The sequence below is a fragment of the Geodermatophilus sp. URMC 63 genome (assembly GCF_053502565.1).
The window spans coordinates 493,950-513,985 of the sequence record NZ_CP199956.1 but is presented as its reverse complement, the minus strand read 5'-3'; the positions used below and the strand labels follow the sequence as shown (position 1 = coordinate 513,985).

The window sequence follows — 20,036 nt, the reverse complement described above, 5'->3', positions numbered from 1 at the left end:
ACGACGCGGGCCGGGGGAGCGGCCGCACGGTGGCGGGTCGCGGGCTGTGCGGTGGGCGTGGGCTGTGCGGTGGGCGGGGCTGTGCGGGCGGGCTGTGCGCGGGGCGTCAGGACGGCGGGCGCAGCACCTGGCCGGGCAGCAGGAGGTCGGGGTCGGGGCCGATGACGTCGGCGTTGGCCGCCCACCACCGGGCCACGGCCGCGGCCACGTCGCGGTCACGCGGGTCCAGACCGGTCCGGGCTCGCAGGTCGGCCTCGGCGATCGACCACAGGCACTCGCCCCGCAGCACGACGTGGTCACCCGGCTGCGGGGCCGGCCAGTCGGGCGGGATCGGCCCGGCCGTCGTGGACGGACCCGGCTGCGCCGTCGCGGGCGCGGCCGGCCAGTCGGGGACGGCGCTCGTGACCGCGACGGTCCGGACGGCGACCGTCGGCGGGGACGCCGTCGTGCAGGCGGTCAGCACCGGGGCGGTGGCCAGTCCCACGCCGAGGGCCAGGGCGGCGGCGTGACGGGCGGAGGCCGGCAGCACGCCGCGCAGGACGGCGCGGGCGACCGTGCCGGCCAGTCCGGGCAACGCGGACAGCGCGGTGAGGACGAGCCCGAGGGCGCCCCAGGCCCACACCAGCCAGGCGACGGCCGCGACCGCGCTCAGCAGCAGGGTCTCCGGCGCGGCGGCGTCGACGGCCCGCTGCAGGCCACCGCTGCCCGCGGTCACCCACGCCAGGTCGGGGCTGAGCAGGCGCAGGACCACGGCCACCGCGGTCATCACCACCGTCGTGCCGACCAGTCGACGTACCGACACGGAACCTCCTCGTCGAAGCGGACGGCATACTGAAGCAAGCAAACGCGTGCAAACGCAAGGAACGATGTGGATCTAGGCTCTCGGGCATGCGCTGGCAGCAGCTGTTCGCCGACCTGCAGGCGGAGTTCGAGGAGGCCGAGGCGGCCGAGGAGTGGGCCCAACTGCCCTCACGGGCGCGGGCGGAGACCGGCGCGGTCCGGTTGGCCGAGCGGCTCGCCGGCGCGCTGGGAGCGCGGGTGTCGCTGCGCTGTCGGGGTGCGGGGGAGGTGGCCGGACGGCTGACCGGGTGCGGCCCGGACTGGCTGCTGCTGGAGGACGACGCCGGGCGGGAGGTGCTGGTGTCGCTGCCGGCCCTGCTCGCAGTGACCGGGCTGGTGCGGACGACAGCGGCGCCGGAGCCGGCGTCGCGGGTGCGGGCGGCGGTGGACCTGCGGCGGGCGCTGCGCGGGCTGGTGCGGGACCGCAGTGCGGTGGCGCTGGTGCTCGACGACGGCGGTGTGCTGACCGGGACCCTCGACCGCGTCGGCGCGGACTTCGTCGAGCTGGCCGAGCACGCGGCCGACGACTTCCGCCGGCCGGCCGCCGTCCGCCGGGTGCGGGCGGTGGTGCTGGGGGCGGTGACGGTCGTGCGGACGCTGGCGCCCGGCGCCGCCTGACGTCAGCTGCGGCGACGTCCCCGCGCCGGGGCCCGGCCCGGCGACGCTGCGGCCGGCTCGCCGTCGGGCTGCCCGCCCGGGCCGCCGCCGTCGGGACCGTCGCCCTCGGGTGCCAGCTCGTCGGGCGCGGGCACCGCGCCGGCGCGGGCCTCGGCGTACTTCTGCTGGATGAACCGCTCGAGCTCGTCGACCTCCACCCGCCACTGGCCGCGGCCACCGATCTGGATGGCGATCAGCTCCCGCCGCCGCACGAGCGCGTACGCCTGCGACCACGAGACGTTGAGGACCTCGGCCACGTCGTCGAGGGTCAGGAAGCGCGGTGAGGGCATGGGGTCTCCGTCCGTTGCCGCCAGTCTGTCAGGACGACGCTCACCCGGGCGCATCCTGTCCACACCCGAACGTGTGGACGGTCGGTGCACGCGACCGCGTCCGTACCGCATCATCTGCATCCGACCGCGCACACCCGCCGGTCGGACGCGCGCCCGCCGGGACGGTGGGCGTCCGGGGAGCCCCGGACACGCAGGGAGGAGCGCCGGGTGAGCGCTGCCACACGCACGGCCCCTGCCCCCGTGACGGGCGCTGAGGGGGTCGCCGGCCCGGTGCCGCGGCGGGTGCGTCCGCCGCGCTGGCTGGACCTGCGACTGGTGCTCGGCGTGCTGCTCGTCCTAGGCTCGGTGCTCCTGGGCGCCCGGGTGGTGACGGCGGCCGACGCGACCGTGCCGGTGTGGTCCGTGGCCGGCGACCTGGCGGCGGGCACCCAGCTCGACCCCGGGGACCTCGTCGCCGTCGACGTGCGGCTCGGCGACGCCGCGGGCTCCTACCTCTCCACCGGCACCGACCCGGCCGGGCGGACGCTGGCGCGAGCGGTGCGCGCGGGGGAGCTGCTGCCCCGCACGGCGCTGGAGGAGCCCGAGGAGCTCGTGCAGGTCGCCCTGCCGGTCCAGGCCGGGTACGTGCCGCCCGGCCTGGTGCGTGGGCAGGTGGTCGACGTCTACGGCGTCACCGACCCGGCCGGTACCACGACCGGGGAGGGCGTGGTCCCGGTGGTCGCGGCGGCACCGGTGCAGGCGGTGAGCGGCCGGACGGAGGGTGTGCTGTCGACGGCGACCACCACCGTCCAGGTGGTCGTCGCCGTGCCGGCCGCACAGGCGCCGGGGGTGCTGGGCGCGATCGGCGGCCGGCCGCTGGTCGTCGTCGTGCACGGGTCGGTCGACGGCGAGGCCGGCGCTGCGGCGAGCGGCGCCGGTCCGTCGGCGCCGGCCTCGCCCCGACCGTCGGCAGCGACCCCGTCCGCTACCACCCCGTCCGCTACCACCCCGTCCGCTACCACCCCGTCCGCTACCACCCCGTCCGTGGCGACCCCGTCCGCACAGGCCGCCCCGCCGGTGCCGGGCACGCCGGCCGGACCCACGGCCTGATGGCGCTGCAGGTCGTCACCGCCGTCACCGGCGCCGCGTGGGAGTCCGCGCTCGTCGGCGCCCTCGACCGCGTCGACCACGGCGTGACCGTCGTCCGCCGCTGCGTCGACGCCTCCGACCTCCTGGCCACCGCCGCCACGGGCACCGCACAGGCCGCCCTGCTGTCGGCTGACCTCCGCCGGCTCGATGCCGACGCGGTCGCCCGGCTCGCCGCCGCCGGGGTGGCGGTGGTCGGGCTGGTCGACCCCGACGACGAGCGTGCGGGCGAGCGGCTGCGGGCACTGGGCGTCCCCACGGTCCTGCCCGCCGACGCCGCTCCCGAGGAGATCGTCCGCGCGCTGCGCGAGGCCGTGGCGGGTGGCGCGCCGGCCGGTCGGGACGTTGCCGACCCGCGCGCCGCCCTACCCGCCCCGCACGTGGGTGGGACCAGGCCGGACGACCGGCGTCCCCCGGGCGGCCGGGTGGTCGCCGTGTGGGGCCCGACCGGCGCCCCCGGCCGGACGACGGTCGCGGTCGGCCTGGCCGACGAGGCCGCCCGGCTGGGCGTCCCGACGCTGCTGGTCGACGCCGACGTCTACGGCGGCGTCGTGGCGCAGGTGCTCGGGTTGCTCGACGAGTCCCCGGGGCTCGCCGGAGCGGCACGCCAGGCGGCCGCGGGCACCCTGGACGGGTCCGCGCTGGGCCGGCTGGCCTGGTCGGTGCGGCCGCACCTGGGTGTGTTGACCGGCCTGGCGCGGGCCGACCGCTGGCCGGAGCTGCGCCCCCGGGCGGTCGCCGCGGTCCTCGACGAGGCGCGCCGGTCGGCCGACCTCACGGTGGTCGACTGCGCCTTCAACCTCGAGGAGGACGAGGAGCTGTCCTTCGACACCGCCGCGCCCCGCCGCAACGGCGCGACCGTGACGGTGCTCGAGTCGGCCGACGTCGTCCTCTGCGTGAGCGGCGCCGACCCGGTGGCGCTGCAGCGGACCATCCGGGCGCTCGGTCAGCTGCGCGACCTCCTGCCGGAGGTGGAGCCGGCCGTGGTGGTCAACCAGGTCCGCCGCGGCCCGGTACCCGGCGATCCGCGGCGGGAGATCGGCGAGGCGCTCGGGCGCTTCGCCGGCCGGGAGGTCCGCGCGTTCCTGCCGGCCGACCGCCGTGCCACCGACGCCGCCCTCGCCTCGGGCCGGACCCTCGCCGAGGTGGCGCCCGCATCGCCGCTGCGGACCGGGCTGCGGTCGCTGGCCGCCGCCCTGGCGCAGGTCCCCGAACCCGCAGCCGGCCGTCGGCGGCCCCGGCGGCGCGCCGGGTGACCCCGGGCGCCGGACCCGACGGCCGCCCCCGGCCCGGCGCCCCACGTAGCGTGGGCCCCGAGCCGGAGGAGGACGATGACCGAGCGGCTGAGCACCCTGGACGCGTCGTTCCTGTACCTCGAGGACGCCGGGGCCCCGGTGCACGTCGCCGGTGTCCTGGTCCTCGAGCCGGTCGACGGTGGGCTCGACGCGCTCGCGGCCCTCATCGCGGCCCGGCTGCCCCTGGTGCCGCGCTACCGACAGCGCGTCGTGCCGGTGCCCGGGCACCTCGCCAACCCCGTCTGGGCCGACGACCCGGACTTCGACGTGGCCTACCACGTCCGGCGCTCGGCGGTGCCGCGTCCGGGCACCGAGGCGCAGTTGCTCGACCTCGTCTCCCGGGTGACCTCGCGCCCGCTGGACCGCACCCGCCCGCTGTGGGAGGTCTACCTGGTCGAGGGGCTCGCCGAGGGGCGGGTCGCGGTGGTCACCAAGACCCATCCGGCGCTCGTCGACGGCCTGGGAGCGGTGGACATCGCCCAGGTGCTGCTCGACCCCACCCGCGAGGACCCCACCCGTGACGACCCGGCGGGCGGCGACCTCCGGCGCGCCGCCCGCGTACCGGCCGGTGACCAGTGGGCGCCTCGCCGCGTGCCCGGCCGCGTCGAGCTGGTCGCGGACGCCGTCGCCGAGTACGTGCAGCGGCCGACGGCGGTGGTCGAGACGGCCTGGTCGGCGGTCGGCGACCTGCGCTCGACCGCGGCCCGGTTGCGCAACACCACCGGGGGCCTCGTGCGCGCCGCGCGCTCGGCCGTCGTCCCCGCTCCGCACAGCCCGCTCAACCGGAGGGCCGGGACGCAGCGGCGGGTCGCCGTCGCGCGCGCCGACCTCGACGACCTCAAGGCGATCCGCCGCGCGCACGGCGGCACCCTCAACGACGTCCTGCTCACCGTGCTGACCGGGGCGCTGCGCGACTGGCTGCTCTCCCGTGGCGAGCCGGTGCTGGGCTCGACCGCCGTCCGGGCGCTGGTGCCGGTGTCGGTGTCGGTGTCGGGCACGGAGCGGGAGCAACCGGGCAGCAGCGTGGCGGCCCACCTGGTGGACCTGCCGGTGGGCGAGCCCAACCCCTGGGTGCGGCTGGCGCGCCTGGGCTACGCGATGCGCAGCCTCACCGACTCGGGCCGGTCGGTGCGGGCCGACAGCCTCGTCGCGCTCACCGGCTTCGCCCCGCCGACGCTGCACGCCCTCGGTGCCCGCGCGGCCCGCGGCCTGTCGCGGCGGGTGTTCAACCTCGTCGTCACCAACGTCCCCGGACCGCAGGTGCCCCTCTACGCGGCCGGCAGCCGGATGCTCGAGGTCTTCCCGGTGGTGCCCCTGGTGGGCGGCCAGGGGCTGGCGGTCGGGATGACCAGTTACGACGGCCGGGTCCACGTCGGGTTCAACGCCGACCGGGACGGCGTCGGGGACGTCGACGTGCTCGCCGACCTGTTCGAGCAGGAGGTCGGCGCGCTGACCGAGTCCGTGCGCTGACGGCGCGTCCTCGTCCGGGGCCACAGCCGAGGCGCTCCGGGCCGCGGGGCGGCGGCGGACTACCGTCGTCCCCTCATCGAGGAAGGGAGCGGCCGGGTGCGGATCTACCTGCCGGCGACGACGAGCGTCCTGCGGACCCTCGTGGACGAGGGCCGGCTCCCCGGGCCGCACACCGGGTTCGCGGTCACCCCGCGGCTGCGGGAGTACTACGCGCTCAGCGATGCCGGGGCCGACGTCGAGGAGCTGGAGTACGCGGCGCTGCTGGCCGCGGCCCGGGCCAGCCTCCGGCTCATCGACGTCGACCCCACCGCGGCGCGCCGGCGGGTCGTGCTCGCCGTCGACGTGCCCGACGCCGCGGTCGAGCCGATCGACGACGCGGACACCGACCCGGGCGCGGTCCGGGTCACCGGTGACGTCGCGCTCGGCGACGTGGCCAGCGCGCACGTCGACGGCGCCGAGGCCGAGGAGGACGTGCGCGCGGCCGTGGCCGTCGTCCTGGAGGCCGACCTCGGCAGCGACGACGCCCAGTTCGCCGTCGACCAGGCCGAGGGGCACGAGCTGGCCTGGTACGCCAACCAGGAGATCGGCCCGGCGCTCGAGCTGCTCTGAGCGGGAGCTCACGCGGCCTCCTCGTCCCGGCCGGCGACGAGGAGGGGCTCGCGGTGGCGGGCGACCTGCACCCGCTGGGCGGCGCCCGCGGTGACCAGCCAACCCGACCCGGGACGGACGGGCACCGGTGTACGGGGCAGCCGCACGCCCAGCAGGTCGGCGTCCCCGGGGCCGGGACACAGCAGCAGCCCGCTGCGGCCCCGGCGCAGGTCGGCCACCGGACCGCGGAAGACGCCCGACAGCTCCGCGGCGGTGCCGGCCGCGAGGACCACGACGTCCCGGTCACCCAGGTCGGCCGACGCCATCGACGCGAGCACGGCCGAGTCGGCGAGCGTGCCGACGTCGTCGAGCAGGACGGCACCCGGCCGGCCGTCCAGCTCCTCGAGCCACGCCCGCCAGCCCCCGACGTCGTCGGCGGTGAGCGTCCGCGCGCCGGCCGGACCGCGGACGGCGCGCCGGCCGCGGGTGACGCGCAGGACGGCCGTGCCGGCCGCGGCCGCGCTCGTGGCGAGGGCCTGCAGCGTGGCGGTCCGGCCGCTGCCCGGCGGGCCGACGACGAGCAGCCCGCCGGTGCGGCGCAGGTCGACGGTCAGCACCGTTCCCTCGTCGCCGCCGGGGCCGACCGGCAGGGCCTCGGGGAGGCGAGCCGGGGCCCCGGCCGGCGCCGGTGGGGTCGTCGGGAGCTCCGGGTCGGCCGGCAGCTCCGGGATGCGCAGCGGGGGAGGTGCGTCCGTCCCGGTCGACGCGGCCGGCCGCAGCGGCCGGGGGAGGGCCAGCTGGCACTCCCGCGCCTCCTCGCCGAGCAGGGCCCGCCCGGGGGGCCGGCTGCCGGGGACGGACCGCACCGGGATGCCGGCGACGGCGTAGTCGGCGCGGTCGGGCAGCGGGAGGACCAGCCGGGTCCCCGCGGCCGCGGCCAGCCGCCCTCCTGGCACCGCGCGGTCGGCGGTCATGACGCAGGTGAGCCCGGCCGCCGCGCCGTCGCGGACCAGCCGGAGGAACTCGGCCGACCCGGTGCCGGGGACCGCCTCGTCGAGCTGGGCGGTCAGCGACTCCACGCCGTCGACCAGGAGGAGGACCGCCGGGCCGGGAGCAGCGGGGTCGGCCCGGCGCGCGGCGGTCTGCTCGGCGAGCCGGGCCAGCAGCCGCACGGTGCGGAGGGCGGCGGAGGCGCCGGCCACCGTCCCGGTGTGCGGGAGCTGCGCGGCCACCGCCCCGAGCGCGCCGCCACCGTGGTCGAGGACGTGCACGTGCAGCCGGTCCGGCGCCAGCTGCCCGACCGCCTCGGCCAGGAGCGTCCGCAGCAGCGTGGTGCGCCCGCTGCGGGGCCGCCCACGGCCAGCCACCCACCGCCGCGGGCCAGGTCGAGGACGAGCGGCTCCTGCGACTGCCGCTCGGGGTGGTCGACGAGCCCGACGACCAGGTGCGTGGGCGGCCGTGCCGCAGCGCCCGTGCCGCCGGGGGAGAGGTCGCCGGGGGAGAGGTCGCCGAGGGAGAGGTCACCGGGGAGTGGCGCGGCGGGCGCGAGGTCGGCGGCCTCGAGCCGGCGGGGCAGCGCCGGGCGCCACGGCCGGTGCGGGCGGTGCAGGCCGGTGCGCTCGGCGAGCTCGGTGGTGACGGCGGCGATCCGGGCGAGGTCGCCGGGGCCGCCACCCGTCGCCGACCGCACGACCGGTGCCGCCGGCGGCACGGGCCACGTCCAGCGGCGGACGCCCGGGCCGGTTCCCCGCTCGGCCGTGCCGAGGGCCACGCAGGCCGCCTGGAAGGCCACGGGTCGCGCGCCGCCCAGGCGCAGGAAGCCGCGACCGGGGCGGTCCACGGGCAGGATCGCGGCCTCCGGGGTGCCGAGGACGTCGCGGGAGTCGGCCTCGTCGGTGGTGCGCAGGCACAGCCGCAGTGAGCAGTTGGCCCGGATCTCCGGCGAGACGACGCCACCGGGCCGCTGCGTCGCCAGCACCAGGTGGACCCCGAGCGAGCGGCCGCGCTGGGCGATGCCGACCAGGCCGGAGACGAAGTCGGGGAGCTCCTCGGCCAGGCCGGCGAACTCGTCCACGACGATCACCAGCCGCGCCAGCTCCACCTCCGGGGGCAGCGCCGCGACGTCGGGGACGCCGGCAGCGGCGAGCAGCGCCTCACGGCGGGTGAGCTCGGCGGTGAGGGACCGCAGGGCGCGGGCGGTGGCCGCCGCGTCGAGGTCGGTCACCACGCCGACGGTGTGCGGCAGCGACACCGCCTCGGCGAAGGCGGCGCCCCCCTTGTAGTCGACGAGGAGGAAGGAGCAGCGGTCGGGCGGGTGGGCCAGCGCCAGACCGGCGACCAGCGTCCGCAGGAGCTCGGACTTGCCCGAGCCCGTGGTCCCGGCCACGAGGGCGTGCGGCCCGTCGCGGCACAGGTCGACCTCCGCGACGCCGTCCGCGGTCATCCCCAGCCGGGCGCGCAGCGACGAGCGGCTCCGCGACCAGTCCACCCGGACGCCCGCGCCGGCGGGCTCCCCGTCGGCGAGGTCGAGCAGCCGGACCGCAGCCGGCAGCGCCGCCGCCGGCCGGACCGGTGCGAGCGCGGCCAGGTCGCGCGCCAGGCGTCCGGCGACCCCGGGCGGCAGGCGGTCGACGAGCAGCTCCGCCCGGCGGGCCGCACCCAGGTCCAGCAGCCCGGTGTCGCCGGTCTCCCCGCCGACCCGGAGGACGGCGTCGGCGTTCCCGGCGAGCTGCTCCACCGCCCCGGCGAGGCCCACGGTGACCACGCCGGCGTCCCGGGTGCCGCGCAGGGCCGCCCGCAGCACGGGGTCCACGGGCCGGTCGACGACCAGGACGAGCCGGCTCCGGGCGCGGGGGTGTGGCGCCGCCGGGACCGGCCGGCCGGGCTGTCCGGCCAGTCCGCCGAGCCAGGACAGCAGGGCGGCGTCCGCCGCGGCGGCGGCCGCCTCCTCCACCGGCCGCACGTGCACCGACCCCGGCACCACGTGCGGCAGCCAGCGCGTCCAGGACCAGTCGCCGAGCCGGTCGGCCGTCGTCAGCACCGCGACGTCGACGTCCCCGGGCGGGGACAGGGTCACCAGCTGGGCGAGCACCCCGGCCACCACGCCCAGCGCCGGCCCGCGCGGCCCGGTCACCCCCAGGCCGCCGGTGCTCCCCAGGTCGACCGTCACCGGCAGGTCGGCGGCCGGCTCGGCCACGCGACGGCCGTCCTCGACACGGGACACCCGGGAGGGCCCGGGCCCGGTGCCGACGCGGACCACCAGGGCGCCGGGGTCCGCCGCACCGCGGTGCCACAGCAGGCTGGTCCTGCGGCGGGCGGCCGCGGTCAGCGCGGCGAGGTCGGGGCAGGCCCGCCGGGCCAGCCGCACGTCGGCGCGCACGGCCTCGGCCAGGGAGCTCCGCGCCGCCTGCAGTTCCTCGGCGTGGACGCGCGCCGCCCGCCGCCCGTTGCGGGATCCGCTCCACCGGTCCGAGGCCCAGGTGCCGACGGCGACGACCGGGCTGAGCAGCGCGACGGCGAGGAACGACGGTGCCGACAGCAGCCACGCCAGCGAGGCGCCGGCGACCGCGGGGAGCAGGACGGCGATCCAGGCCAGCCGGCGCCGGGGGACCTCCGCGGGTGCACCGGGCAGCTGCACCTCCACGTCGGGACGTCCCGTGTCCGGCCGTGGGGCCGAGGAGACCAGCCACCGTCCTCCCGGCCCCGGGCGCAGACCGACCGGGCCGTCCCGCGGACCGGCCACCGCCACGGAGCTGGCGCCCAGCCGGAGCACGGCTCCGGAGGGCCAGTCGTGCGCACCGGCGTCGAGGTCGGTGTCGTCGAGCCTGCTGCCGTTGGTGGAGCCCAGGTCGGTGACGGTGATCCCGCCGGCGCCCACGTCGAGCTGCGCGTGCCGCCGGGAGACGCCGGGGTCGGGGAGGGACAGCGTGGCACCGGCGCCGCGGCCGAGCACGTGCCGCCCGGTGACGAGCGGGACGGTGGTGCCGGCCGCAGGGCCGCCGACCACGTGCAGTTCCAGGGGGCTCTGCGCCGGCCCGCCGGAGCGGGGGACCGGCCGGCCGAGGCCGAGGACGGCGCCGTGGGCCAGCGCGGGATCGGCCAGGGACGACTCCTCGGCCAGCCGGGTGGTGCCCGACCAGAGTGCCGCCGACGGCACGCCGAGCGTCGCGGTCAGCAGGGGGAGCACCACACCCAGTCGCGTGTCGTCCGCGGCCTCGACCTCGACGTCGACGGCGCCCCCGGGGCCGACGACGGTCCAGCAGCGCAGCTCGGCGGGGGGAGGGGCGGTGGAGGAGGCGTCGGGCACCCGCCGACGGTGGCGGGCGGGAGCGGTCCCGGGTGCGGGCCGGGCGGGTCCTGTGGACCACCGGACCGGCTGTGGACGACCGGGCGGCTCCGGCCTCCGCGCGGCCTAACCTGCGTCGCCACCGGGGAGGTCCCGGGACGGACAGGAGGAACCATGAAGGTCGACATCGCCACCCTGCAGTCGATGGCCGGTCAGTGCCAGGCGGAGGCCGCGGAGGCGGCGTCCCGGCACGCGACCCTCTCCAGCAACGTCAACACCTCGGTGCTCGACGGGTGGACCGACAGCCAGGCGGCGGTGCAGTTCAGCTCGCTGTACGAGCAGTGGCGGCTGTCGGCGCAGGGGGTGACCGACGCGCTGACCGGCATGGGCGGCCTGCTCACGCAGGTGGCCGGCTCCTACCAGCAGCACGAGGCCGACGTGGCCGCCCGGATCGGCGCCCTGCTCTGAGCGCCCGCGGCGGTCAGCCGGGCGGGGCCGCGGTGCCGACCGTGGCCCGCCCGGCGTCCAGCCGCCGGCGCAGGGCCGCGAGCGCCTCCGGTGCCCTCTCCCACGGCAGGATCGACAGGATCGCGACGCAGTGCGGCAGGAAGACGATCGTCACGCCGGCGTAGACCACCACGTGGAAGCCGAGCAGGAAGACGACGAGCGCCACCCGGGCCCGGTCGGACCACACGAGCAGCACCAGCGGCGCGGCGAACTCCAGCACGAGCATGGCGAACTGCAGCGCCATGAGCAGGCCGGGGACCTCCAGGGTCCAGTCGGAGAGGAACGTGCCGCGGCGGACGACGGCGCGGGTCAGCGTGGCCCCGGTCGCCCAGTCCCAGCCGCCGAAGCGCATCTTGGCCCAGGCGGCCAGGAAGTAGGTGAGCACCACGGTCACCAGCACGGCGGCCATCGCCCACCCGGCGGCCTCGGAGGACCGGCGGTCGCGCCAGCGGGCCACGCCGATCGTGGGCAGCACCGCGAGGGCGACGAGGTAGGCGATGCGGTCGTGGTCGACCTTGCCGTAGCTCATCGCGATGACCATCCACTCGAGGTAGAGGACGAACACCGCGGTGCCGAGCAGGCGGGGTGCCCGACCGGTGGCCGCGGCCAGCGCGGCGGCCACCAGCGCCCACTGCACGACGTGGACGACGGTGGGGGTCGGGGTGGGCAGCGGCAGCAGCCGGCCGATGAGCAGCGGCTGGTAGTAGGCGGTCGGGACGGCCGCGTGGGCGCTCACCCAGGCGGTGGTGAGGAAGACGTCGACCGGGACGAACAGGTAGGCGATGGTGCGGAACACCGCGATCCGCGCCAGCGGGACCGGCCGGGTCCACCACCGGGAGACCGCGCCGGGCAGACCCTGGCCGGCCGTGCCGGCGGGAGCCGGGACCGGGGCGGCGGGCTCGGGCGCCGAGGGCGGGTGGGTGTTCACGGGCCGACCTCCAGGTCCTGGTCGACGAGGACCCGGTCGGTCCACTCGCCGGTGGGTTCGCCGTCGGTCAGCTCGAAGCGGCGCTGCACCACCTGCACCGCCACCAGTGGCTCGGCGCCGGGGTGGTGCTCGGCGTAGGCGTCGGCGACCAGCGCCAGCAGCGACGGGTCGTCGACCAGGCGGGGCAGCTGACCCTCGAACTCGGCCCGACGCAGGCCGACCTCGCCGCCGGAGAGGCGCACCTCCTCCCCGTCGCCGGTGAGGCCGACGACGCGCGTGGAGACCACCGGTGCGTCGGTCGAGGCGCGGGTCGAGTACATCTTGAACGGGCCGAACGGGAACGAGTCGTCGGTGCCCCACACCGTGCCGGCCAGCAGGAGGGCGAGGACCACCGCCGAGGCGGCCAGGCGGGCGCGGCGGCCGGCCGGGGACAGCGGAACGACCTCCGTCTCCGCGGGGTCTGCGGCGCGGGAGGACTGGACCACCGGGGCATCGTAGGATCGGCGGCCGTCCGGTTGGGTCACCGGCGCGCGTCGTGGCAACTGGCCTCCGGTGCCGGGGCGGCCCGTGCGCGCTGCCGTGGCCGACCACCCCACGACGACGTCGGGAGCGCGCAGATGCAGTTCGGTCGGTACTACGAGGAGTTCGAGGTCGGGGCGGTCTACAAGCACTGGCCCGGGAAGACCGTCACCGAGTACGACGACCACCTGTTCTGCCTGATCACGATGAACCACCACCCGCTGCACCTGGACAGCCACTACGCGGCGGAGACCACCGACTTCGGCAGGAACGTCGTCGTCGGCAACTACGTCTACTCGCTGCTGCTCGGCATGAGCGTCCCGGACGTGTCGGGCAAGGCCATCGCCAACCTGGAGATCGAGTCGCTGCGGCACGTGGCGCCGACCTTCCACGGCGACACGATCTACGGCGAGACGACGGTGCTGGACAAGACCGAGTCGAGGTCGAAGGACGACCGCGGCGTCGTCCACGTCGAGACCATCGGCTACAAGCAGGACGGCACGGTCGTCTGCGTCTTCCGGCGCAAGGTGATGGTGCCCAAGCGCTCCTACGGCGAGGCCCGCGGCGGCGAGCAGCCGGGTCGTCCGGAGCCGGCCGCCCGTTGACCGCCCCGGTGGGGCCCCGACCGGGCTGCGGACGCCGGCTCAGCCGGGCAGGACGCCCCAGCCGCGCAGTGTCGCCACCAGGCCCGGCGTGCAGGCCAGGCGGTCGAGGTCGGCGGCGTCGGCGAAGGTGACCGCGTCGGCGTCGTCGCCGGGCACCGGCTCGGCGGGGGCCCCGGTCAGCGTGCAGACGAGGTCGACGACGTCGTAGACGACGCCGTCGCCCGGGATCGTGATGCGCCCGACCGGCTCGCCGGCGCGGACGGCCAGTCCGGTCTCCTCCTGCACCTCCCGCTCCACGGCCTCGGCCAGCGACTCGCCCGGCTCCACCCGCCCACCGGGCACCGACCAGAGCCCGCGGCCGGGGGCGTTGCGCCGGCGCACGAGCAGCAGCCGGCCGGCGTCGTCGAGCACCACGGCCCCCACGCAGGCCTGCACCGGCAGCGCGGGGACGGCGGGCGCGCGGCAGGCGTCGCCGGCGGGGGAGGCGGGCACGCGCGCAGGGTACGGCGGCGCGCCGGAGGGCGCCGTCCTGCGCTTGACGTAGGCCCGCGGTGACAGGACGGTGTGACCCGATGAGCGCCTCCCCGGTCTGCCCCCGCTGCGGCGAGCCGCTGGTGGTGCGTCCCGGGGACTCCGCGCAGGCCTGGTGCCACGTCCACGGCGCCGTCACGCCCCTGCACCACACGGCCCTGATCGCGCACGACGCCATCGCCGCGGTCACCGCCGACGCCCGCGTGCCCGCGTGGGTGCCCGACCCGGTGCCCTCGGGCTGGTCGGTCACCGGCCTGGCCTGGGGCGGCGAGCCCGGCGCCCGGGCCATCGTCGTCGGGTGCGCCGGCCCCGCACCGCTGGGCGGGTCGGCCGAGCTGGTGCTCGTCGCCGAGGAGCCGGGGATGGGGGTCGGCTGCGGCTACGCCGGCCTGCCCGGCCTCGACCCCGGCGACGTCATCACCGGGCCCTCCTCGGCGTCGGTCGAGGCCGCCGGCCAGCACGCGCCGCTGTGGGCCGTGCCCACCGCCGACGACCGGGCCGCCTTCGTCGGCGAGGCCTACGGCGTGTGGCTGTGGCTGGTCATGTGGCCGATGTCGGCGGGCTGGCTCCTGGCCGAGGAGATGGAGCTGCTCGACCTGCGCGAGCGGCTCTACCCCGACCTGCCGCTGGGGCCGCCCAGCGAGCACCTGCTGCCGGGGGAGTGAACGGACCGGTCCGCCCCGGCGTGTCCGGTCGGGGGCCGCTGGGGCCTGTGTTACGCATGCGGCGGCCTCCGGGCCGACCCGCGTGGGCGCTGCGTCCGCGGGTCCGAGCCGATCCCCGGAGGTGGCGGTGCTGAAGAAGGTGCTCGTCTGGCTGGCCATCGCCTTCGTCGTCTTCTACGTCATCAAGCAGCCGGAGGCCTCGGCCGACGTGGTGCGCAACGCCGGCCAGTTCCTGGGCGACGCCGCCTCCTCGCTGGCCTCGTTCATCGGCTCCCTCGGCTAGGCGACCGTGACCGGGCCGGCGCGCGCGGCCGACGGCCACCCGCCGCGGTGGGCCAAGGACGCCGCCAAGTACCTCCTCCCCGGCGAGGAGGCCGTCGTGGCCACCCGCCGGCACTGGGCGGTGCTGCTGGAGCCGGCGGCCAAGCGCCTCCCGGTGCTCCTCGGAGGCCTGTGGGTGCTCACCCTCGACCCGGACAACCGGGTCGGTGCCACCGTCGGGGTGCTCGTCGTCGCCTGGGCACTCGGGTCCTTCGCCCTGCGGGCCGGTGAGTGGTGGATGCGGCACTTCATCGTCACCCGCCGCCGCGTGCTGCTGACCTCGGGGATCGTCGCCCGCACCGTCACCCTGCTGCCACTGCGCAGGATCACCGACCTGACCTGGAAGGAGACGCTGCTCGGGCAGCTGCTCGGCTACGGCACCTTCCGCTTCGAGTCGGCCGGCCAGCAGCAGGCGCTCTCGCAAATCACCTTCCTGCCGCGGGCCGACCGGCTCTACCACCAGGTCAGCGCGCTGCTGTTCGGCCACGACCGGGGGAGCGCGGTGTCCGGCGACGACGAGGGCGACGCCGAGCCGCCCGGCGGCGGCCGGAGCGGCCGGTACGACACCCAGCCCATCCCCGGTGCCGGCACCCTCGGCGAGGACGGCCCCGCGCCGGGCTGAGCGCCCCGGCGGGAGCTGGGGGACGCTGGACGCCGATGCGCATCGACCTGCACACCCACTCGTCGGTGTCCGACGGCACCGAGGGGCCCGCGCAGCTGCTGGCCACCGCCTCCGCCGCCGGCCTCGACGTCGTCGCCCTCACCGACCACGACACCACCGCCGGGTGGGCGCAGGCCCAGGCCGCCCGGCCCGCCGGCCTGACCGTCGTCCCTGGCCTCGAGCTGTCCTGCCGGTGGTTCGCGGCTGACCGGCCGCCGGTCAGCGTGCACCTGCTGGCCTACCTGTTCGACCCCGCGCACCCCGGCCTGGGCGCCGAGCTGACCCGGCTGCGCGCCGAGCGGCTCAGCCGCGGCGAGCGGATCGTCGACGCGCTCGCGGCCGCCGGCTACCCGGTCGCCTGGGAGCGGGTCGTCGCGGCCAGCGGCGGCGGGGTGGTCGGCCGGCCGCACGTCGCCCGCGCACTGGTCGAGGCCGGCGTCGTCGGGTCGGTCGACCAGGCCTTCGCCGACCTGCTGCACCACCGCAGCCCCTTCCACGTCGCCAAGGCCGACACCGACGTCCTCGACGGGATCCGGCTGGTCCGCGCCGCCGGGGGCGTGCCGGTGTTCGCCCACGGCCTGGCCACCCGGCGGGGCCGCGTGGTCGACGACGCCGCGATCGCCGCCATGGCCGGCGCCGGGCTGCTCGGCCTGGAGGTCGACCACCCCGACCACGGCCCCGCCGAGCGCGACCACCTGCGCGGCCTGGCCGGCGAGCTCGGGCTGCTCACCACCGGCTCCAGCGACTACCACGGCACCAACAAGACGACGCCGATCGCCGTCTGCACCACCCACCCGGCGCAGTACGAGGCGCTGCTGGCCGCCGGCACGGGCAGCGCGCCGCTCACCGGCTGACGCCGGGGGTCGGCCCCGCCGGTTAGCGTGACGGACATGGGAGGCGCGCAGCTGGAGATGCCGGGCATGCCGCAGCGACTCTTCCCCGCGACGCCGAGCAAGCTGGCCACCTTCGCCGACTGCCCGCGCCGCTACCGCTACGCCTACGTCGACCGCCCGACGCCGCCCAAGGGCCCGCCGTGGGCGCACAACACCGTCGGCTCGGCGGTGCACGCGGCGCTGCGGTCGTGGTGGGAGCTGACCCGCGAGCGCCGCACCGCCGGCGCCGCCCGGCAGCTGCTGTACGGCGTCTGGTCGGCCACCGGCTTCCGCGACGGCGAGCAGGCCGGGCGCTGGCGGGCCCGCGCGGCCGGCTGGCTCACCGACTACGTGGCCGGCCTCGACCCCGACGCCGAGCCGGTCGGCACCGAGCGGCAGGTCGCGGCCACCACACAGCGGCTGGCGCTGTCGGGGCGGGTCGACCGCATCGACCAGCGCGGCGACGAGCTCGTCGTCGTCGACTACAAGACCGGCCGGGTGCCCAGCACCGACGACGAGGCGCGCGGGTCACCGGCGCTGGCCGTCTACGTCCTCGGGGTCCAGCGCACGCTGCGCCGGCCGTGCCGCCGGGTCGAGCTGCACCACCTGCCCAGCGGCACGGTGGCCGCCTTCGAGCACACCGAGCGATCGCTGGCCAACCACGTCCGGCGGGCCGAGGACGTCGCCGCCGACATCACCGTCGCCACGACGGCCCTCGAGGACGGCGTCCCCGCCGACGAGGCGTTCCCCGCCGTGCCCGGCCGGCAGTGCGGCTGGTGCGACTTCCGGGCCAGCTGCCCGCCCGGCCGGGCGGCGACGCCGGCCCGCGAGCCGTGGAGCTTCCTGGCGGCCGACGACGACGAGGCGTCGACCCCTTCCTAGGCGCTCTCGGCGCCGGCCGCGGTCCGGTCGAACCCGGCGCGCACGATCGGCGAGAGCCGGGCCCGCGTCGGCAGCGCCAGCACCCCGGTGCGGAAGGCCCACAGCGCCGCCGTCGCCGCGGTGTCGGTGACCGCGAGCCCCGGCAGCGAGCCGAGCCTGCGCGCCCACGCCGGCAGGGTCGCCACCGCCAGGGAGGCGAGCGTCCCCCAGGCCGGCCGGGCCGGCGTCAGGAGCTGCACCCACCCCGGCATCGGCGGGACGACGACGAACCGCCAGGCGTCCCGCGCCGCCGGCGTCACCGTGAGCTGGGGGCGGACCCGGTCGAAGTAGGCGGCCAGCGCGGCGACCGAGTCGGGCACGTCGGCGGCGTCGATGCCGATGAGCTCGGCGGCCACCACCTGCTCGGCGACGTAGCGGTCGGCCTCCGCGTCGGTGACCACGCCGGCGCGGCGGGCGACGTCGAGCAGCGAGTCGACCTCGCAGCAGTGCACCCACAGCAGCAGGTCGGGGTCGTCGACCCGGTAGGCGCGGCCGGTCGTCTCCTCGGTGCCGCCCAGCCGGCGGTGCAGTCCGCGCACCCGCCGGACGGCGCGCATCGCCTCGCGGCGGGTGCCGAAGGTCAGCGTGTCGACGTACTCGGCGGTGCGGGTGAGCCGCTGCCACGGCGACTCGCGGAACACCGAGTTCCGCGCGACGCCGTCCATCGCGACCGGGTGCAGGGCCTGCAGCAGCAGCGCGCGCAGCCCGCCGACGCTGTAGACGGGGTCGGCGTGCACCCGCCAGGTGACGCTGTCGGGCCCGAAGAACCCCAGCCGGTCCTCCTCGTCGGTCCAGTCGCGGGCCGACGGGCGCCCCCCGCTCACCGGGCGCCCACGGAGGACCAGAACGACTCGAGCACCTTGAGCGTGCGCGGCGGGTTCTCGATGGCGGGGGAGTGGACGGCCGCCGGGACCACCTCGTGACGGGCGCCGAGCCGGGCGGCCATCTCCGCCTGCGCGGCCGGCGTCCAGGCGTCGTCGGCCTCGCCGTGGACGACCAGCACCGGCACCCCGGTCGCGGCCAGCTCGGCGACCCGGTCGGGCTCGGTGGTCATCGCGTCGGCCATGCCGCGCAGCCCGGCGGCGCCGGTGGCGAGGAACCGGCGGGCGTAGAACGCGCGGGTCGGCTCGGGCACCGCCTGCGCGCGCGGGTCGGTCATGGCCAGCTCCTCGAGCGTGGCGTGCACCAGCGGGACACCGCCGGAGTCCAGCAGCGGGCCGAGGTGCTCGAGCAGGTCCGCGCGCGGGCCCGTCAGCCGCGAGGGCCCGGAGCCCAGCAGGGTCAGCGACCGGAAGGCTCCCGGATCGGCGAGCACGGCGGCGCGCGCCACCAGGCCGCCGAAGCTGTGCCCGAGCAGGTGCACCGGCCCGGTCTCCCCCCGCAGCAGGTGCGCGACGGCGACCACGTCGGCGGCGAGCTCGGCGACGGAGTAGGCGGCCGGGTCGTCGGGGCCGGGCGACTCGAACTGCCCGCGCTGGTCGATCGCGACGACGCGGTGGCCCGATGCGGACAGCGGGGCGAGCAGCGGGGCGAAGTCCTCCTTGCTGCCGGTGTACCCGGGCACCATCAGCACCGTGCCGCGCGGCCCCTCCCCGCCGGTGTCCAGGGCGGCCAGCGGACCGGTCCGGCCCGGCAGCGTCCGCGGCGTCGCGTCGTGGTCGGCGAGCTGGCGCAGGTCGTCGGGGGCGACGGCGACGAGGAGAGCGGGCGTGTCGGGGCTCCCGGGCAGGACCATGGTCCCCAGTGAACCGCGCGACGGCCGGCCGCGCCGCCTCCGGTCACGAGTACCCGACCACCCGGTCGGGCAGGCGGTACACGAGCACCGGGCCGACCACCGAGGTCCGCCCGCCCGGGGTCAGGCCGCCGTCGACGGCCGAGCGGCCCAGCTCGGCGCCGGTGGCCACGTCGCGCAGCACGAAGCCGTCCTCCTCGGGCACCCAGGTCCGCGACTGGTCGGTCGCCGACGGCAGGCCGAGGGCGGGCAGCTGCCACACCGGTGCGCCGGTGGCGGGGTCCAGCGCCCGGACGGTGCCGCGGGCCCACACCAGCGCGAGGTCGCCGGCCCCGGTCTGGTGCAGCACCTCCCCGGCCGGGTCCCCGGTGGCCGCGGGGAGGGGGAGCTCCTGCAGCAGGGCGCCGTCGTCCGGGCGGTGGACGAGCAGGGTGTCGCCGACGACGGCGTCGACCAGCCGGTCGGCGCCGGCCAGCGCGACGGTGCCGCCCTCGGGGACGGCGAGGTCGCGGCTCCACCGGGCCTGGCCGGAGAACCCGTCGAAGAGCCGCAGCTGCACCGCGGCCGAGCCGGCGCAGCGCTGCAGCACGGCCACCCCGGCGCTGCCGACGTCGGAGCCGGTGAGCCGGCAGCCCTCCGGCGCGGCGTAGCGCCAGCGGACGTTGTCGCCCACCGGATCCAGCACGACGATCCCGGTCGGGCTGGACGCGAGCACCACCTGGTCGGTGCCGGCCAGCGTCGCGTCGCCGCGCAGGCTGAGGTTGCGCGTCCAGGCCCGCACGCCGGTGGCCGCGGTCAGGGCCAGCGCCTCGTCGCAGCGGTCGTGGGTGCGGAAGACGGCGACGACCAGCCCGTCGACCGCGGTGGCGTCGCACAGCCGCGCGTCGGCCCGACGGTAGTGCCAGGCCTCCTCGCCGGTGCTGGCGTCGAGCGCGCGGAACCCGTGGGCATCGGGCACCAGGACGCGGCCGCCGTCGACCACCCGCCGGGGCAGGGGAGCGCCGGCGTCGGCCGACCAGGCCTGGGTCAGCTGCGCGGCCGGGGCGGTGTCGGGGACGCTCGGCACGGGCGCCGTCGTGCTGTCGGTGGCGGCGACGCTCGACCCCCGCCACAGCAGCGTGGCGACGACGACCAGCGCGAGCGTGGCCGCGGTCCAGACCCACACCCGCAGCGGCGGGGGACGCAGCGCCGGAGGACGCAGCGACGGGGAGCGCGGCGCCACCG

The 20,036-nt window shown here is 77.9% G+C and carries 21 protein-coding genes and 1 pseudogene; 12 read left to right on the top strand and 10 right to left on the bottom strand.

All coding sequences use genetic code 11. The annotated features are described in order from the left end of the window. Positions 1 to 106: 106 nt before the first annotated feature. Positions 107 to 802 carry a hypothetical protein gene (locus ACWIZO_RS02475; protein ID WP_448640966.1) on the bottom strand — a complete coding sequence of 232 codons (696 nt, stop codon included), beginning with the start codon at positions 800 to 802 and terminating at the stop codon, positions 107 to 109. A gap of 86 nt (positions 803 to 888) precedes the next feature. Here ACWIZO_RS02475 and ACWIZO_RS02470 point away from each other — a divergent pair, with 86 nt between their 5' ends. Further along, on the top strand, positions 889 to 1,458 hold the full coding sequence (locus tag ACWIZO_RS02470) for a hypothetical protein (RefSeq protein WP_448640965.1): 570 nt from the start codon (positions 889 to 891) through the stop codon (positions 1,456 to 1,458). Between the two features lie 2 nt (positions 1,459 to 1,460). Here the strand turns inward: ACWIZO_RS02470 and ACWIZO_RS02465 are convergent, their stop codons facing one another. Further along, positions 1,461 to 1,787, bottom strand: a complete 327-nt coding sequence (locus ACWIZO_RS02465; protein ID WP_448640964.1) for a helix-turn-helix domain-containing protein — start codon at positions 1,785 to 1,787, stop codon at positions 1,461 to 1,463. Between the two features lie 240 nt (positions 1,788 to 2,027). Between ACWIZO_RS02465 and ACWIZO_RS02460 the strand changes: the two genes are divergently transcribed. The 4 genes from ACWIZO_RS02460 to ACWIZO_RS02445 all read left to right on the top strand — a co-directional run bounded on the left by ACWIZO_RS02460 (position 2,028) and on the right by ACWIZO_RS02445 (position 6,286). Beyond that, positions 2,028 to 2,876 carry an SAF domain-containing protein gene (locus ACWIZO_RS02460; RefSeq protein ID WP_448640963.1) on the top strand — a complete coding sequence of 283 codons (849 nt, stop codon included), beginning with the start codon at positions 2,028 to 2,030 and terminating at the stop codon, positions 2,874 to 2,876. Beyond that, entirely contained in the window at positions 2,876 to 4,168 is a 1,293-nt protein-coding gene (locus ACWIZO_RS02455) for an AAA family ATPase (protein ID WP_448640962.1), read from the top strand. Before ACWIZO_RS02460 ends, ACWIZO_RS02455 begins: the two co-directional genes overlap by 1 nt. A gap of 75 nt (positions 4,169 to 4,243) precedes the next feature. Beyond that, entirely contained in the window at positions 4,244 to 5,677 is a 1,434-nt protein-coding gene (locus ACWIZO_RS02450) for a WS/DGAT/MGAT family O-acyltransferase (protein WP_448640961.1), read from the top strand. A 96-nt stretch (positions 5,678 to 5,773) separates the two neighbouring features. Then, positions 5,774 to 6,286 carry a DUF6912 family protein gene (locus ACWIZO_RS02445; protein ID WP_448640960.1) on the top strand — a complete coding sequence of 171 codons (513 nt, stop codon included), beginning with the start codon at positions 5,774 to 5,776 and terminating at the stop codon, positions 6,284 to 6,286. A gap of 8 nt (positions 6,287 to 6,294) precedes the next feature. On the opposite strand, the gene ACWIZO_RS02440 is transcribed toward ACWIZO_RS02445, so the two are convergent. Both ACWIZO_RS02440 and ACWIZO_RS02435 read right to left on the bottom strand, forming a co-directional pair. Continuing rightward, on the bottom strand, positions 6,295 to 7,632 hold the full coding sequence (locus tag ACWIZO_RS02440) for an FtsK/SpoIIIE domain-containing protein (protein WP_448640959.1): 1,338 nt from the start codon (positions 7,630 to 7,632) through the stop codon (positions 6,295 to 6,297). Between the two features lie 758 nt (positions 7,633 to 8,390). Next, a pseudogene (locus ACWIZO_RS02435) lies at positions 8,391 to 10,271 on the bottom strand (FtsK/SpoIIIE domain-containing protein); the annotation flags it as partial. Positions 10,272 to 10,724: 453 nt separating this feature from the next. Here ACWIZO_RS02435 and ACWIZO_RS02430 point away from each other — a divergent pair. Continuing rightward, positions 10,725 to 11,018: a WXG100 family type VII secretion target gene (locus tag ACWIZO_RS02430; RefSeq protein ID WP_448640958.1), complete on the top strand. Its 294-nt coding sequence runs from the start codon at positions 10,725 to 10,727 to the stop codon at positions 11,016 to 11,018. 13 nt (positions 11,019 to 11,031) lie between these two features. On the opposite strand, the gene ACWIZO_RS02425 is transcribed toward ACWIZO_RS02430, so the two are convergent. Both ACWIZO_RS02425 and ACWIZO_RS02420 read right to left on the bottom strand, forming a co-directional pair. After that, entirely contained in the window at positions 11,032 to 11,985 is a 954-nt protein-coding gene (locus ACWIZO_RS02425) for an MFS transporter permease (RefSeq protein ID WP_448640957.1), read from the bottom strand. Further along, complete coding sequence (locus ACWIZO_RS02420) at positions 11,982 to 12,470, bottom strand: hypothetical protein (protein ID WP_448640956.1); 489 nt, start codon at positions 12,468 to 12,470, stop codon at positions 11,982 to 11,984. Before ACWIZO_RS02420 ends, ACWIZO_RS02425 begins: the two co-directional genes overlap by 4 nt. A gap of 132 nt (positions 12,471 to 12,602) precedes the next feature. On the opposite strand from ACWIZO_RS02420, the gene ACWIZO_RS02415 reads away from it, so the two are divergent. Continuing rightward, complete coding sequence (locus ACWIZO_RS02415) at positions 12,603 to 13,109, top strand: MaoC family dehydratase (RefSeq protein WP_448640955.1); 507 nt, start codon at positions 12,603 to 12,605, stop codon at positions 13,107 to 13,109. A gap of 39 nt (positions 13,110 to 13,148) precedes the next feature. On the opposite strand, the gene ACWIZO_RS02410 is transcribed toward ACWIZO_RS02415, so the two are convergent. Beyond that, complete coding sequence (locus tag ACWIZO_RS02410) at positions 13,149 to 13,601, bottom strand: NUDIX hydrolase (protein WP_448640954.1); 453 nt, start codon at positions 13,599 to 13,601, stop codon at positions 13,149 to 13,151. 80 nt (positions 13,602 to 13,681) lie between these two features. On the opposite strand from ACWIZO_RS02410, the gene ACWIZO_RS02405 reads away from it, so the two are divergent. From ACWIZO_RS02405 to ACWIZO_RS02385, 5 genes are all read left to right on the top strand, one after another. Beyond that, positions 13,682 to 14,305: a DUF6758 family protein gene (locus ACWIZO_RS02405; protein ID WP_448640953.1), complete on the top strand. Its 624-nt coding sequence runs from the start codon at positions 13,682 to 13,684 to the stop codon at positions 14,303 to 14,305. A gap of 127 nt (positions 14,306 to 14,432) precedes the next feature. Beyond that, on the top strand, positions 14,433 to 14,588 hold the full coding sequence (locus tag ACWIZO_RS02400) for a hypothetical protein (RefSeq protein WP_448640952.1): 156 nt from the start codon (positions 14,433 to 14,435) through the stop codon (positions 14,586 to 14,588). 6 nt (positions 14,589 to 14,594) lie between these two features. Next, the gene (locus ACWIZO_RS02395; protein WP_448640951.1) at positions 14,595 to 15,248 is read left to right on the top strand and encodes a PH domain-containing protein; all 654 of its coding nucleotides are present in this window, start codon (positions 14,595 to 14,597) and stop codon (positions 15,246 to 15,248) included. A 35-nt stretch (positions 15,249 to 15,283) separates the two neighbouring features. After that, complete coding sequence (locus tag ACWIZO_RS02390) at positions 15,284 to 16,141, top strand: PHP domain-containing protein (protein WP_448640950.1); 858 nt, start codon at positions 15,284 to 15,286, stop codon at positions 16,139 to 16,141. Between the two features lie 36 nt (positions 16,142 to 16,177). After that, positions 16,178 to 17,041 carry a RecB family exonuclease gene (locus tag ACWIZO_RS02385; RefSeq protein WP_448640949.1) on the top strand — a complete coding sequence of 288 codons (864 nt, stop codon included), beginning with the start codon at positions 16,178 to 16,180 and terminating at the stop codon, positions 17,039 to 17,041. On the opposite strand, the gene ACWIZO_RS02380 is transcribed toward ACWIZO_RS02385, so the two are convergent. Genes ACWIZO_RS02380 through ACWIZO_RS02370 form a run of 3 tightly spaced genes read right to left on the bottom strand, consistent with a single transcriptional unit; the run spans position 17,038 to position 20,034 of the window. Continuing rightward, positions 17,038 to 17,904, bottom strand: a complete 867-nt coding sequence (locus tag ACWIZO_RS02380) for an oxygenase MpaB family protein (protein WP_448640948.1) — start codon at positions 17,902 to 17,904, stop codon at positions 17,038 to 17,040. The two genes, ACWIZO_RS02385 and ACWIZO_RS02380, sit on opposite strands and share 4 nt — an antisense overlap. Further along, on the bottom strand, positions 17,901 to 18,815 hold the full coding sequence (locus ACWIZO_RS02375) for an alpha/beta fold hydrolase (RefSeq protein WP_448640947.1): 915 nt from the start codon (positions 18,813 to 18,815) through the stop codon (positions 17,901 to 17,903). The genes ACWIZO_RS02380 and ACWIZO_RS02375 overlap by 4 nt, the downstream gene beginning before the upstream one ends. 43 nt (positions 18,816 to 18,858) lie before the next feature. Beyond that, positions 18,859 to 20,034 carry an outer membrane protein assembly factor BamB family protein gene (locus tag ACWIZO_RS02370; RefSeq protein ID WP_448640946.1) on the bottom strand — a complete coding sequence of 392 codons (1,176 nt, stop codon included), beginning with the start codon at positions 20,032 to 20,034 and terminating at the stop codon, positions 18,859 to 18,861. Between the last annotated feature and the right edge of the window lie 2 nt (positions 20,035 to 20,036).